This window comes from Nitratireductor basaltis (assembly GCF_000733725.1).
Taxonomy (GTDB): domain Bacteria; phylum Pseudomonadota; class Alphaproteobacteria; order Rhizobiales; family Rhizobiaceae; genus Chelativorans; species Chelativorans basaltis.
Genome location: NZ_JMQM01000001.1, coordinates 2,173,394 through 2,187,268, shown reverse-complemented (window position 1 = coordinate 2,187,268; position 13,875 = coordinate 2,173,394). Strand labels below are relative to the sequence as shown.

Sequence of the window (13,875 nt, the reverse complement as noted above, 5' to 3'; positions counted from 1 at the left end):
GCTCCCTTCAGGAGAAACACTCAGAGGCTCAGCTGGTTCCGGAAGATGAAGCTGCCGGAGAACTACGCTTGTGTGCTGTTTCAGAAAACCGCGGCACCCTCATCTGCGCGCGACGCCAGTTTACGGAAGCCTTCAAACAGTTCACGCCCCATGCCGAAACTGTTGCCGCTTAGATCCGCTTGTGCAAGCGGGCGCGTCTCGAATTCCGCCTGGTCGACAAGGATTTCAAGCGTACCCTTTTCCGCGTCGAGCCGCACCATGTCCCCGGTCTGGACACGTCCGATGGGGCCGCCATCCAGGGCTTCTGGTGTCACGTGAATTGCCGCCGGCACCTTCCCCGATGCGCCCGACATGCGCCCGTCGGTGACAAGGGCGACATGATAGCCGCGGTCCTGGAGAAGGCCGAGCACCGGTGTCAGCTTGTGAAGTTCCGGCATCCCATTCGCCTTGGGGCCCTGGAAGCGGATGATGGCGACGAAATCGCGATCAAGCTCACCCGCCTTGAAGGCGGCCTGCAGTTCTTCCTGCGCATGGAAGACGATGGCAGGCGCCTCGACGACCCGCTTTTCCGGTTTGACGGCCGAAGTCTTGATGATCGCCTTGCCCATATTGCCGCGCAACACGCGCAGACCGCCAGTGGGCTGGAAAGCCTTCGGGTAGCGCGCGAGCACCTTCTCGTTGCCGCTCTTGGCGGGCGCAGGCTCGCGAATGACGGATCCGTCCTCTCCAAGCTTGGGTTCGATCGCATAGGAGCGCAATCCATCGCCCCAGACCGTACGCACATCCTCATGCAGTAGCCCTGCGTCGAGAAGCTCGCGGATCAGGAAACCGAGCCCGCCAGCGGCGTGGAAATGGTTCACATCCGCCAGACCGTTGGGATAAACCCGTGCGAGCAGCGGCACCTGGTCGGAAATGTCCGAAATGTCTTCCCAGGTGATGTGGATCCCGGCGGCGCGCGCCATGGCCACCAGGTGCATAGTGTGGTTCGTGGAGCCGCCGGTGGCATTGAGGCCGACCACGGCATTCACGATGGATTTCTCGTCGATCATGCGCCCGACAGGCGTGAATTCGTTGCCAAGCCCGGTGATGGAAAGCGCACGCTTCACCGCCTCGCGCGTCAGCGCGTCACGCAGCGGCGTGTTCGGGTTGACGAAGGATGCTCCGGGGATATGCAGGCCCATGATCTCCATGAGCATCTGGTTGGAATTGGCCGTGCCGTAGAAGGTGCAGGTGCCCGGACCGTGATAGGACTTTGATTCCGCCTCAAGAAGCTCCTCGCGCCCCACCTTGCCCTCTGCATAAAGCTGGCGCACCCGCGCCTTTTCATCATTGGGCAGGCCCGTCGTCATCGGGCCGGCGGGAATGAAGATCGCCGGAATATGTCCGAAGGTGAAAGCGGCAATGGTAAGTCCCGGCACGATCTTGTCGCAGATGCCAAGATAGACCGCTGCATCGAACATGTTGTGCGACAGGCCGACCGCCGTCGCCATGGCGATCACATCGCGCGAGAACAGCGAGAGTTCCATGCCGGGCTGCCCTTGCGTCACGCCATCACACATGGCCGGTACGCCACCTGCCACCTGCGCAACACCGCCAGCCTCGTGGGCCGCCTGCTTGATGAGCTTGGGGTAGTCCTCGAACGGCTGATGCGCCGAGAGCATGTCGTTGTAGGAGGTGATGATGCCCAGATTGGGCACCTCATCGCCCGCAAGAGCCGCCTTGTCGCCGGGTGCGCAGGCGGCAAATCCGTGAGCGAGATTCCCGCAGGACAGAACCGAGCGGTGCGGGCCTTTCGAAGCGGCCTCATCCACGCGTTCCAGATAGGCTTCGCGAAGGGCCCGGGAGCGTTCGCGAATGCGTTCGGTAACGGCTTCAATGCCTTTCGTCGCAGTCATGGCGTCTTGTCCTGTTTGGGTGCCCAATAGACATGCAGTGCTTTTCCGAGACGTTCGGTCACCGCGCGGATGGGAGAGAGCGTGCCCTCCTGCTGAGCGATTGCGTCATTGAAGGCATCCTTCTTGTCGATGCCCTCGATATGCAGCGCCACGAAAGGTGCGCCGATGACGCGTGGTACCGAAAGTGTCAGGCGCGGCTCACCGGCCGAGGGCGCTTCAACGCACAGCACGCTGTCGCCGTCGTCCTGCTCGAGGATCTCGCGAATATTGCCTGCGTCAGGGAAGAACGAAGCGGTATGCTTGTCCGTTCCCATTCCCAGAACAACCACATCGATTGCGGAAATCGATTCCATGGCGGCACTTGCCTGCGCTGCTGCATCCCTGGCTTCGTCGCATTCGCGATAGAGCGGAACGAAATCGGCCTTCGCTGCCTCGTTCTGCAGGAGGTGATGGGCGACCAGTCGCGCATTGGAGCGCTCTGAGGAGGGCGGCACGAAGCGCTCGTCCACCAGTGTCACGGTCACCTTCGCCCAGTCCAGCTCCTTGCGTGAAAGCGCGTTGAAGAAGGGCGGTGGCGTTGAACCACCGGATACCGCAATGACAGCCAAGCCACGTGCCTCGATCGCCTCGCGCAGACGGTTCGCCACCGTTTCCGCCAATGCCTCGGCCAGAGGTTGCGCCGAGGCGAATTCGTGCCACTTCACTTCAGTCATCGTCAGATGCTCTCATGCCAGGTGCGGCCGTCGCGCTCGATCAGGGCGATGGACGCCGACGGGCCCCATGTGCCCGCGGTATAGGCCTGCACGGCCTGTGCGCCGTCTTCCCATGCCGCAACGATCGGATCGATCCACCGCCATGCGGCCTCAACCTCGTCGCGACGCATGAACAGGGTCTGGTTGCCGCGGATCACGTCCATGATCAGCCGCTCATAGGCATCCGGATTGCGCACGTCGAAGGACTCGGCAAAGCTCATGTCGAGCGGTACATGCCGCAGCCGCATGCCACCGGGGCCCGGGTCCTTGATCATGATCCACTGCTTCACGCCCTCGTCTGGCTGAAGGCGGATGACCAGCTGGTTGGCAACAGCCTTGCCCGCACCTTCGTCGAAGATGGAGTGAGGTACCGGCTTGAACTGGATGACGATTTCGGAGACGCGCGCTGCCAGACGCTTGCCCGTGCGAAGATAGAAGGGCACGCCCGCCCAGCGCCAGTTTTCGATCTCTGCCTTGAGCGCAACGAAGGTTTCCGTGTTGCTCTGCCCTTCGGTGAGTTCTTCCGCATAGCCCTTGACGGCGCCACCGGCCGAAGCGCCTGCACGATATTGTCCGCGTACCGTGAATTTCTGCGAATTGTGCGCTGTGATCGGACGCAGCGCACGCAGCACCTTCAGCTTCTCGTCGCGCACCGCATCGGCATCCATTGAGGCCGGTGCTTCCATGGCCACAAGACAAAGAAGCTGGAGGATGTGGTTCTGCACCATGTCACGCAGCGCGCCGGCCTTGTCGTAATAGTCCGCACGACCTTCAAGGCCAACCGACTCCGCCACGGTGATCTGGACATGGTCGATATGCGCGGAGTTCCAGAGCGGCTCGTAAAGCGCATTGGCAAAGCGCAGCGCCATCAGGTTCTGCACCGTCTCCTTGCCGAGATAATGGTCGATGCGGAAGATGCGCTGCTCGTCGAACACCTTGCCGATCGTGGCATTCACCTCGCGCGCGGTCTCCAAGCTGCGCCCGATCGGCTTTTCCACGATGATGCGCGAAGTTGGCGTTGCAAGATCATGCTGATCGATCTGCTGCACGATGTCGCCGAACAGACCCGGCGCCACGGCGAGGTAGAATGCGCGGATGGCATCGCTGTCGCCTATGGCCGCCTTCAGGTCCTCGAATCCTTCCCCGCTACGGGCATTGGCCGGAATATAGCTTAGCCGCGCGATGAACCGCTCAAGCTCATCCTGGTCGATATCCTCAGAAGCCACATGCTCGGTCAGTGCCTGACGTGCGATCTCGCGATATTCCTCGCTGGTATGGGCGCTGCGAGATGAGCCGATGATACGGGTTGGCTCGGAAAACTGTCCGGCGCGCTGGCGCTGATAGAGCGCGGGCAGAAGCTTGCGTTCGGCAAGGTCGCCTGTGGCGCCGAACACGACGAGATCAAAGGGTTCGACGGGAATGGTCTGGCTGGTCATGTGCGCTCCGCAAAATGATCTCGGCTCGAATGTCTGCTGTTTAATCTAATCGATTTAGAAAAGCCACCCCCTACCATTGCAGGCCTTGGTGTGGCTTGACACCTGGTGTGGCGAAGGTTTCTCACTTGGCCCAAGGCAGGATAGGCCGGCCTCGTTACAAGGCAAGCCGGAGGACAAGAATATGGGTAGTCATTTTTCCACCACGGTGGCGCAAGGGCGCGCCTTCATGCAGCTCATCGACGGAAAGTCGGTTGATGCGCTTTCAGGCGAGCGCATTGATGTCGCTTCGCCATCGGATGGCGAGGTCTTCGCATCCATTCCGGCTTCGGGAGAGGCGGATGTCGACCGCGCGGTGCGCTCGGCACACAAGGCCTTCCACGAGGGCCCCTGGAGCCGCATGCCGGCAGTCGAGCGCGGTCGTCTTATCACGCGGCTTGGAACACTGGTCGAAGAGAATTTCGAGGAACTGGCAGCACTTGAGTCGCGCGACACCGGCAAGCCGGTCCGCCAGGGGCGCGCCGATGTCACCGCCACCATGCGCTATTACGAGTTTTATGGCGGTGCGGCGGACAAGGTTCATGGCGACACGATCCCCTTCCTTGATGGTTACACCGCACTCACCACGCGCGAGCCGCATGGCGTGGTGGCTGGCATCATCCCGTGGAACTACCCGCTGCAGATCCTGGCTCGTGTTGCCGGTGCAGCACTTGCCATGGGTAACACCCTGGTGGTGAAGCCTGCGGAGGATGCTTCGCTGACCACCATCCGCATCGCCGAACTGGCTCTGGAAGCAGGCTTTCCCGAAGGCGTCTTCAACGTCGTGACCGGCTATGGCCGCGATGCCGGTGCGGCACTGTCCGCCCATCCGCTGGTCGACTATGTCACCTTCACCGGTTCACCAGGCACGGGTACGGCCATCCAGCAGGCAGCGGCGACCAACAATCGCGGCGTCACGATGGAACTTGGCGGGAAGTCGCCCCAGATCGTCTTCGCCGATGCAGATATCGAGGCGGCACTTCCCGTCCTCGTCAACGCCATCATCCAGAATGGCGGGCAGACCTGCTCTGCCGGCAGCCGCATCCTGATCGAGAAGCCGGTCTATGACCGCGTGGCCGATGCGCTGGCCGAGCGTTTCGCAAAGCTGGTGGCCGGTCCACATGATGCCGATCTCGATCTTGGTCCGCTGGTCAATCGCAACCAGCAGACAAAGGTCGCAGCCATGGTGGAAGCGGCGGAAAAGGCCGGTGCCAAGGTTCTGGCCCGCGGCTCGATCGCTGCCGATGCCCCCGAAGCCGGCTACTACCATGCACCGGTACTCTTCGGCGCGGTCGATCCTGAAATGGATATCGCCCGCGAAGAGGTATTCGGCCCCGTCCTGTCACTCTTCAGCTTCGAGGATGAGGCAGATGCCATCCGCCTCGCCAACAGCACAGACTATGGCCTTGTTGCGGGCATCTGGACCGCCAATGGCGCGCGCCAGCATCGCGTCGCCAAACGCGTGCGCGCCGGTCAGGTATTCGTCAACGGCTATGGCGCAGGCGGCGGCATCGAGCTGCCCTTTGGCGGCTTCGGCAAGTCCGGTCACGGGCGCGAGAAGGGCTTCGAGGCCCTCTTCGACATGTCGGCCACCAAGACCGTCGTCTTCAATCACGGATAAGAACAGAAAAAGAAGGATCCATTCATGGCTCGTCTGGAAGGCAAGACCGCCATCATCACCGGAGCGGCTTCCGGTTTCGGTGAGGGCATGGCCAAGCGCTTTGCCGAGGAAGGCGCAAAGGTGATCGTCGCCGATCTCAACATCAAAGGTGCAGAACGTGTCGCCGGTGAGATCGGTGACGCGGCTGTTCCCGTAAAGGCGGACGTCTCCCGCAAGGAAGACGTTCAGCACATGGCCGACACGGCAATGGAAAAATTCGGCCGCATCGACATCATGGTCAACAATGCCGGCTACACCCATACCAATGGCAGCATGCTGGATGTGGACGAGAACACGTTCGACCTGATCACTGCCGTCAACATGAAGGCGATCTACCATGCGGCACTCGTGGTGGTGCCGATCATGGAGAAGCAGGGCGGCGGCTCCATCATCACCACCGCTTCGACGGCAGGCCTTCGTCCGCGTCCGGGGCTGACCTGGTACAACGCCTCTAAAGGCTGGGCCATCACCGCCACCAAGTCCATGGCCGTGGAGCTTGCCCCGAAGAATGTGCGTGTGAACTGCCTCTGCCCGGTGGCTGGCGAAACCGGCATGCTGGCGCAGTTCATGGGCGAGGACACACCTGAAAAACGCGCGCAGTTCCGCGCTTCCGTACCGCTTGGCCGCCTGTCGACGCCGCTCGACATCGCCAACGCCGCCCTGTGGCTTGCCTCCGATGAAGCCGAATTCATCACCGGTGTTGCGCTCGAGGTAGATGGAGGCCGCTGCATCTGATAGTTGCGAGGGGCTTTGAACCTTTTCAGTTCGACGGACTTTGCCCCTCATGACTTACGAGCAGATATTCCTTTTCACGCTTCTGGGCTTCGTTTTTGCCTTTCTCGTCTGGGGGCGCATCAGATACGATCTGGTGGCATTTGCCGCTCTGGTCATTGCAGTTATCGGCGGGGTCATCCCCGCCGAACATGCGTTTGAAGGTTTCGGCCACGAGGCCGTCATCATTATTGCGCTGGTGCTGATTGTCTCGCGTGCCATGATGAATGCAGGCGCGGTTGAGCTCGTAGCCCGCTTCGTGATTTCAGCCGGACGCTCGCTTTCCACCCATATCGGCATCATGTCCGTCGTTGGTGCTGCCATGTCCGCGATCATCAACAATGTCGCGGCACTCGTCATGCTGATGTCGCTCGACATCGAGGCGGCGGAGAAGGCCAAGCGGCCGGTCTCCCGCTCGCTGATGCCTCTGTCTTTCGCAACGATCCTCGGCGGCATGATCACTCTGATCGGCACGCCGCCGAACATCGTCATCGCCCAGTTTCGCGACCGCGCGCTTGGCGAACCCTTCTCCATGTTCGACTTCTCACCGGTAGGTCTTGTCTGCGCGTTTGTTGGCATCGCTTTTGTCACGACCATCGGCTGGCGTCTGATCCCCGAAAGCGCCACCCGTGCCACCGTAGGCGAGGGCGGAGACACGGGCCTTTTCGTTGCCGAAGCCGGTGTGAGCGAGAAATCGAAAAGCATCGGCAAGACGCCAAGCGACCTCTTCCCGCTCGCAGACGAGCACGACATCACCATTCTGGGCCTCGTGCGCAACGGCAAGCGCCTGCGCGGCTTCGCGGCAGGCGAGGAGATCCGCAAGAGCGATCATATCGTGCTCGAAGGTGATCCCAAGTCGATCGAAGCCTTCATCGGTGCTGCCGATCTCGACACGCCAGGTACCGAGGATCACGGCGGGTTGCGTGGAAAGTCGCTGACGCTGGTCGAGGCGATCGTTCCCGACAATGCGCGCATGGTGGGCCGCACCGCCATGGATTTGCGCCTGCTCTACCGTCGCGGCGTGACGCTGCTCGGCGTCTCCCGCCAGGGCCGCCGCTTCCGTGAGCGCGTGCGCAAGCTCACAATCAAACCGGGCGACGTCGTTCTGCTTTTGGGACCGCAAAGCCGCGTCAACGATGCTGCGGAGTGGCTCGGCGTCCTGCCGCTGGCGGAAAAGAGCCACACTGTTATCCAGCGTTCAAAGGCACTCTTCGCGATCGGCATATTTGCTGCAGCAGTAGCAACTGCGGTTGCAGGCTTCGTGCCCCTGGCCGTTGCACTTGCGGCAGTTGTGGGTATCTACGCGCTCTTCAACATTGTCAGCGCCCGCGAAGTCTATGAGGCCGTGGAATGGCCGGTAATCGTGCTGCTCGCCTCGCTCATCCCGCTGGGCCTCGCGCTCGAAACATCCGGCGGAACGCAGCTTATCGCTGAAGCCATCCTGTCGCTCACAGGCGCGCTGCCGGCCTGGGCAATCCTCACGCTTCTGATGATCGTGACCATGACCCTGTCGGACTTCCTGAACAATGTCGCCACCGCTCTCGTGGCCGCGCCGGTCGGCCTGTCCATTGCGCAATCGCTGAACGTTTCGCCCGACCCGTTCCTTATGGGTGTCGCGGTTGCCGCATCCTGCGCCTTCCTCACGCCCATCGGCCACAAGAACAACACCATCATCATGGGCCCGGGCGGCTACCGCTTCGGCGATTACTGGCGCATGGGCCTGCCGCTGGAAATCCTCATAATCGCCGTGGCGGTGCCCGCGATCCTGATTTTCTGGCCGCTTTAGATGATATTGGCGCGTGACAATCGGTCACGCGCCCAGCCGTGAAATTGTCACTTTGGGCGGGCTGCAATCGAGTTTTTCGGAGTTTTGAAAATGAGATTGCAAGTACTGGGAATCCTGTCGACGCTCTCGCTCGCCGGTTGTGCTGATCCTGATGTGGAATTCACGCCAATCGCGCAGAAAAGTTCGGTACCGCATGCTCGTGGATCAGATGCTGCGGTTGGCGCTGCACATCCTTCCAGGTCGGCGGCGACGAAGAACTCGTTTCCCATTTCGCGTGCGTCCGATGCCGCCAATGTGCCCCACTACGACAAACTCATAGCCGATCGTCCTACGGCCAACGGTGCGCAGATATACAGGGACAACACGACGGGTGAGTTGCCGGAATGGGCTACCGGATCGCAATCCGATTCCCACGGCATTGGCGGTAGCATAAGCTGGTAGCCATTCCGGATGCTTCTGCCCGAAAAGCGAATACACCCCGTCGGATTGGGACGGGGTGTCGCTATGGTCGATAGCTATCCGCTCATTCCGCCGGGGCCATGCCCGGCGTTTCGATGGCAGCTTGTCTCGACAGGAAGACATGGATGCCGCCGCCAAGGATCGCGCCCATGATCCAGGCAAAGCCGGAAAGTGCCTGCAGCATCGGCACATGCACGGTCAGAACCGAGAAGAAGGCGGCAATGCCAAAGGCGATGAAAGCGCGCTTGTTCCAGCCATTGCTGTAGGCGTAGCGTGCATCCGGATCTGTCGAGTAAAGGTCGGCCAGGTCCAGCTTGCCCTTATGCACCAGATAGTAGTCGGCGACCAGAATGCCGTAGAGCGGTGCGAGTACGGCTCCGAGCGTGTCGACGAAGACCGGGATGCCCATATTCGAGATCGCGGTCACCCAGAGAGCGCCGATGAAGAAGGCGATGGCTGCGGTAATCAGCCCCCCGGTCCGCGCCGAAATCTTGGACGGTGCCAAATTGGCGAGGTCATAGGCTGGCGGGATGAAGTTCGCGACGAGATTGATACCCACCGTGGCGCCGAAGAAGGTCAGGGCCGCGATCAGGGTCAAAAACACGCTGTCCACCTTGGCGACCATCTCCGCGGGGCTGGTCAGCGTCTCGCCAAACAGCACCGTAGCGCCGGCTGTCGTCCACATGGTCAGGAAGCTGAACAGCGCCAGGCTGACCGGCAGGCCCAGAAAATTGCCCATGCGCATTTTGGCCGGGCTTTTCACGAAGCGTGAGAAGTCTCCATAGTTGATCACCACTGCCGCGAAATACGCGATCATCGTGCCGACAACGCCCAAAAAGGCCAGAAGACCGCTGGTGCTTCCCTCCGCTGGCTCGAAGATCGCACCCAGTGCTGAAAACAGCTCGTTACCCGCCGCGTACCAGATATAAAGCGCCATCAGGATCATGACCGCATAGACGGCGGGGCCGGCAAAGTTCAGGAACTTCGTCACCCAGTCCATCCCGCGCATGAACAGCGCGACCTGGAACGCGGAAACGAATAGATAGGCAATCCAGTCAACACCAGTCAGGCCTAAAAAGGTGCCTCCTTCCTTGCCGCCAAACAGCGCGTAAATCAGCATGGCCACCGCAGTGGAGGCAAAATAGGTCTGCACGCCGTACCAGAAAATGGCGACGATGCCGCGAACCATGGCGGGGAAATTCGCCCCACGCACACCCATCGCGGCACGCGCGATCACCGGATAGGGAATGCCATATTCAACCGAGGGCTTGCCGGTCAGGTTCACGAGCCCCATCACGATCAGTCCTGCCAGAATGATGGCAGCAAAGACCCACCAGCCATTCAGTCCCGATGTCACGAAAAGTGTCGCTGCAAGCGTGTAGCCAAAGAGCGACTGGATATCGTTGGACCACACATTGAAGATCTCGAACGAGCCCCATTTGCGTTCCGACAGGGGCAATGGTGCCAGATCTTCGTTGTAAAGAGACGGATCGCCGCCCGTGATGTTGAAGTCGTTATTGTTCATTTTGTTCTCCCTCCGAGGTGAGGAGAACATGGTAAACCCATAGTTTCACGCAGCGCTAGTTCGTAGACCTTAGCAATACGCGCTTCTGTCATGCGCTCTGTGCATGGCGGTGTTCCAGACGGATATCAGATACGGTCGCGCAGCGCGTACCAGTTGAGCGCGAGAAAGAGCAGGGCCGGGCGGAACATGGAGCCGCCCGGGAACGACGGGATCTTCAATTCTTCAAGCAACTTCAACCGGTCGCGATTGCCGCTGACGGCTTCGGCATAGAGCTTGCCGGTGAAGTTGGAGAGCATCACGCCATGGCCGGAATAGCCACCGGCGGATATGACATTGGGCATGACCTCGCGCACGAAGGGCTTGCGCGGCATGGTGATGCCCACATACCCGCCCCAGGCATGGGTGATCTTCACCCCGTCGAGCTGCGGATAGACCTCTGTGATCTGCCGACGCAGCAATTCTTCGATGGCGGCTGGCGTTGACTGCGAATAGGCCTCGCGCCCACCAAAGAGCAGGCGCCCGTCCTTGGTGCGGCGGAAATAGCGGACCACGAAGCGGGAGTCGTCCACGGCTTCGCGACCGGGAAGAACATCGCTGTCATCGCCAAGAGGCTCGGTGGCTGCAATGAAGGACCCGATCGGCATCAGATGTGAGGCCGTCTTCGGCTCCAGATCCTTGCCATAGGCATTGGTGGCCATCAGGCATTTGTCGGCAGTTATGGTTCCGTATGGGGTGCTGACGCACACCTTCCCACCGTCCGAGGCGATCTTCGTAGCAGGCGTCTTTTCGCAAAGCCGTGCACCGGCTTCAGCCGCAACGCGCGCGCTGCCCACGACAAGCTTCATCGGATGGATATGCCCGGTACCAGAGTCGCGCACTCCGCCATGGTAGCGGTGGGAGCCCAAGAGCGATGCAGCCTCATCGCCGTCGATATAGCTGACATGCGGATAGCCGAAACGCGTCGCCATGATCTCTGCATGGGCGCGATAGTCTTTCAGGTAGCGCTTCTTGTGCGCGACCGAAATCTGCCCCGGCATGTAGTCGATCTCGATGCCGTTGGTTTCGGCAAAGTCCATGAGATGATGCTTGGCTTCTTCCGCAAGATCGAAAAGTGCCTTGGCACGGGTGAAGCCGAGCTCTTCCTCGAGCTCTTCCGGCCAGGCGCGTTGACCGGTGCCCATCTGCCCGCCATTGCGCCCGGATGCGCCATCGCCGATGCGATGCGCCTCGACAAGGATGACATTGACCCCGGCCTTCGCCAGATGCACCGCGGCAGAGACCCCGGTAAACCCGCCGCCAACAACCACCACGTCGCAACGCGCGTCACCATCCAGCGGCGCATATTCCGGCCGCTCGCCGACCGTTGCTTCGTACCAGGATATGCCGGGGGAGATTGGAGATTGATAGGGCATGGAAGGCTCGGGATGGGTGGTGAATGGAGAATAGGGAATAGTGAATAGGAAGAAGGCGCGACGGATGCCGCAAATCTTCCAGCTTTGCTTGACAGGCAAGCTAGGTCATCGCTGCCTCACCATTCACCATTCACCATTCACCATTCACCATTCACCATTCAAACATTCAACAACAGATACTCCCGCTCCCACGGGCTGATCACACGCATGAAGGTCTCGAATTCGGCCTTCTTGATGGCGGCATAGGTGGTGACGAAGCTGTCGCCAAGGATGCGGCGCAGCGCGTCATCGGCCTCGAAGAGCGCCACCGCTTCCAGAAGACCGCGTGGCAGCTCGATCTCGTCCTGGTTTACCGCGGTACCGGCCGGTGCATCGGGCTCCGTCTTGTCGAGAATGCCGACAAGACCGCAGGCAAGCGAGCAGGCGAGCGCCAGATAGGGATTGGCATCCGAGGATGGGATGCGGTTCTCCACGCGCCTTGCGGCCGGATCAGAGCGGGGCACACGGAATGCAGTGGTGCGGTTGTCGTAACCCCAGCGCGTGTTGACCGGAACCGAGGTGCCCTGTGTCAGCCGGCGATAGGAATTCACATAAGGCGCAAGCATGATGAGCGCGTTCGGTATGTGGCGCTGTAGTCCGCCGATGAAGTGGCGGAACGTGTCGGTTTCTTCGCCATTCTCGTCGGAAAAGACGTTCCTGCCGGTCTTCGCATCCACGATGGACTGGTGGATATGCATGGCCGAACCGGGTTGGTCGGCGATCGGCTTTGCCATGAAGGTCGCGTAGATGTCATGTTTCAGCGCTGCCTCGCGGATCGTGCGCTTGAACATGAACACCTGGTCGGCCAGCACGATCGGGTCGCCGTGGCGCAGATTGATCTCAAGCTGGCCAGCGCCCTCTTCGTGGATCAGCGTATCGATCTCCAACCCCTGGCTTTCGGAGAAGTGGTAGATGTCGTCGATCAGTTCGTCGAACTCGTTGACGCCCGCAATGGAATAGCCCTGTCCACCGCCAATGGGACGACCGGTGCGCCCCACCGGCGGTGTCAGCGGATAGTCGGGATCGGGGTTCTTGTGAACGAGGTAGAATTCGATCTCCGGCGCCACGATGGGCTTCAGGCCATGCTCGGCATAGACATCAAGCACGCGGCGCAGCACGTTGCGCGGCGTGAACTCGACCAGTTGGCCATCCTGGCGCACGAGATCGCAGATCACCTGCGCAGTCGGGTCGCTCTCCCATGGCACGACGCAGAGCGTCGAGAGGTCGGGCACCAGCTTCAGGTCGCCGTCATCCTGCGGATAGACGAAACCGCCGCCATCTTCCGGATACGCACCGGAGATCGTTGTCATGAAAACAGCCGAAGGCAGGGCCAGGGACGTATTCGAGGTGAACTTCTTCGACGGCATCATCTTGCCGCGTGCCACGCCCGCCTGATCCGGGGTTATGCACTCGATATCTTCGATACCGCGCCAGTCCAGCCAGCCGCTGGCCTCTTTCCAGTCGCGAACCCCACGCAGATTTTTCACGAATGCCGGCGTGCGAACCCGCCCGCCTTTGCCGGCGGAGCGGCCGTCTTTTTTCTTGTCCAGCATCAATCACCAATGAGTGCTTCGAATTGGCCGAGTATATCACCGGCCTTCTTCGAGGGAAGGGGGGGGCACTCACACCGTCCGCGCCAGTCGCTCCACTACAGGCAAGAGGACATCGGGTGTCACCGGCCTGACCAGCACGGAATTGAAGATTTGCGAAGCGGCTTCCTTGGCATTGCTGTCACGCGCGATGAGAAGCGCCAGGGGAAGTGCGCGGGTTTCGCTCGCCTTTCGCTGCTGCGCGAGCCTTGCCAGGAGTTTGTCCAGAACCGGCTCGCTTCCCTGCTCATCGATGATGACGAGCCATGGCTTCACGCGTTCCAGCGCGGCGAGAGCAACATCCGGTGCAACGGCTTCGGATTTCAGAAGCGAACGCTCCAGCGAGCGTGCAACCACAATACGGTTTACGGGCGACTGCGATACGATCAGTACATTTTTGCCGGCTTCATTGTTTGTTCTCCCACCCATGTCAGCAGCTTCAAGTGGAGCTGCTGCTTCCCAAGATCGTTTCTGCATGTCTGAAACCAATACGGCCGGTTGCGCAATGCCCGGTT

Annotated in this window: 11 protein-coding genes; 4 read left to right on the top strand and 7 right to left on the bottom strand. The window is 60.8% G+C overall.

The window, feature by feature from the left end:
* Positions 1-80 precede the first annotated feature (80 nt).
* Genes edd through zwf form a run of 3 tightly spaced genes read right to left on the bottom strand, consistent with a single transcriptional unit; the run spans position 81 to position 4,083 of the window.
* A complete protein-coding gene (edd, locus tag EL18_RS10585) occupies positions 81-1,895 on the bottom strand; it encodes a phosphogluconate dehydratase (protein WP_036482688.1) in 1,815 nt (604 codons plus the stop codon).
* Positions 1,892-2,608, bottom strand: a complete 717-nt coding sequence (pgl, locus tag EL18_RS10580) for a 6-phosphogluconolactonase (protein ID WP_036482687.1) — start codon at positions 2,606-2,608, stop codon at positions 1,892-1,894. The genes edd and pgl overlap by 4 nt, the downstream gene beginning before the upstream one ends.
* Before the next feature lie 2 nt (positions 2,609-2,610).
* On the bottom strand, positions 2,611-4,083 hold the full coding sequence (zwf, locus tag EL18_RS10575) for a glucose-6-phosphate dehydrogenase (protein WP_036482685.1): 1,473 nt from the start codon (positions 4,081-4,083) through the stop codon (positions 2,611-2,613).
* 181 nt (positions 4,084-4,264) lie between these two features.
* Here zwf and EL18_RS10570 point away from each other — a divergent pair, with 181 nt between their 5' ends.
* The 4 genes from EL18_RS10570 to EL18_RS17815 all read left to right on the top strand — a co-directional run bounded on the left by EL18_RS10570 (position 4,265) and on the right by EL18_RS17815 (position 8,777).
* The gene (locus tag EL18_RS10570; protein ID WP_036482684.1) at positions 4,265-5,740 is read left to right on the top strand and encodes an aldehyde dehydrogenase family protein; all 1,476 of its coding nucleotides are present in this window, start codon (positions 4,265-4,267) and stop codon (positions 5,738-5,740) included.
* A gap of 24 nt (positions 5,741-5,764) precedes the next feature.
* Positions 5,765-6,514: an SDR family oxidoreductase gene (locus EL18_RS10565; RefSeq protein ID WP_036482683.1), complete on the top strand. Its 750-nt coding sequence runs from the start codon at positions 5,765-5,767 to the stop codon at positions 6,512-6,514.
* A 49-nt stretch (positions 6,515-6,563) separates the two neighbouring features.
* Positions 6,564-8,336 (top strand): SLC13 family permease, encoded by a 1,773-nt coding sequence (locus EL18_RS10560; RefSeq protein ID WP_036482681.1) that lies wholly within the window; start codon positions 6,564-6,566, stop codon positions 8,334-8,336.
* A gap of 90 nt (positions 8,337-8,426) precedes the next feature.
* Positions 8,427-8,777, top strand: coding sequence for a hypothetical protein (locus tag EL18_RS17815; RefSeq protein ID WP_152552997.1), 351 nt, complete (start codon positions 8,427-8,429; stop codon positions 8,775-8,777).
* An 82-nt stretch (positions 8,778-8,859) separates the two neighbouring features.
* Here EL18_RS17815 and EL18_RS10555 read toward each other — a convergent pair whose 3' ends face one another.
* From EL18_RS10555 to EL18_RS10540, 4 genes are all read right to left on the bottom strand, one after another.
* Positions 8,860-10,320, bottom strand: coding sequence for an NCS1 family nucleobase:cation symporter-1 (locus EL18_RS10555; protein ID WP_036482679.1), 1,461 nt, complete (start codon positions 10,318-10,320; stop codon positions 8,860-8,862).
* 125 nt (positions 10,321-10,445) lie between these two features.
* Positions 10,446-11,732 carry an NAD(P)/FAD-dependent oxidoreductase gene (locus tag EL18_RS10550; protein ID WP_036484565.1) on the bottom strand — a complete coding sequence of 429 codons (1,287 nt, stop codon included), beginning with the start codon at positions 11,730-11,732 and terminating at the stop codon, positions 10,446-10,448.
* A 158-nt stretch (positions 11,733-11,890) separates the two neighbouring features.
* Entirely contained in the window at positions 11,891-13,324 is a 1,434-nt protein-coding gene (locus tag EL18_RS10545; protein ID WP_036482678.1) for a glutamine synthetase family protein, read from the bottom strand.
* Positions 13,325-13,393: 69 nt separating this feature from the next.
* A complete protein-coding gene (locus tag EL18_RS10540; protein WP_051914021.1) occupies positions 13,394-13,789 on the bottom strand; it encodes a PleD family two-component system response regulator in 396 nt (131 codons plus the stop codon).
* Positions 13,790-13,875 lie beyond the last annotated feature (86 nt).

Coding starts and splice junctions, on each gene's coding strand:
- EL18_RS10555 (WP_036482679.1), bottom strand. CDS start 10,320: ATGAACAATAACGACTTCAACATCACGGGCGGCGATCCGTCTCTTTAC.
- EL18_RS10550 (WP_036484565.1), bottom strand. CDS start 11,732: ATGCCCTATCAATCTCCAATCTCCCCCGGCATATCCTGGTACGAAGCA.
- EL18_RS10545 (WP_036482678.1), bottom strand. CDS start 13,324: ATGCTGGACAAGAAAAAAGACGGCCGCTCCGCCGGCAAAGGCGGGCGG.
- edd (WP_036482688.1), bottom strand. CDS start 1,895: ATGACTGCGACGAAAGGCATTGAAGCCGTTACCGAACGCATTCGCGAA.
- EL18_RS10540 (WP_051914021.1), bottom strand. CDS start 13,789: ATGGGTGGGAGAACAAACAATGAAGCCGGCAAAAATGTACTGATCGTA.
- zwf (WP_036482685.1), bottom strand. CDS start 4,083: ATGACCAGCCAGACCATTCCCGTCGAACCCTTTGATCTCGTCGTGTTC.
- EL18_RS10565 (WP_036482683.1), top strand. CDS start 5,765: ATGGCTCGTCTGGAAGGCAAGACCGCCATCATCACCGGAGCGGCTTCC.
- EL18_RS10570 (WP_036482684.1), top strand. CDS start 4,265: ATGGGTAGTCATTTTTCCACCACGGTGGCGCAAGGGCGCGCCTTCATG.
- pgl (WP_036482687.1), bottom strand. CDS start 2,608: ATGACTGAAGTGAAGTGGCACGAATTCGCCTCGGCGCAACCTCTGGCC.
- EL18_RS10560 (WP_036482681.1), top strand. CDS start 6,564: ATGACTTACGAGCAGATATTCCTTTTCACGCTTCTGGGCTTCGTTTTT.
- EL18_RS17815 (WP_152552997.1), top strand. CDS start 8,427: ATGAGATTGCAAGTACTGGGAATCCTGTCGACGCTCTCGCTCGCCGGT.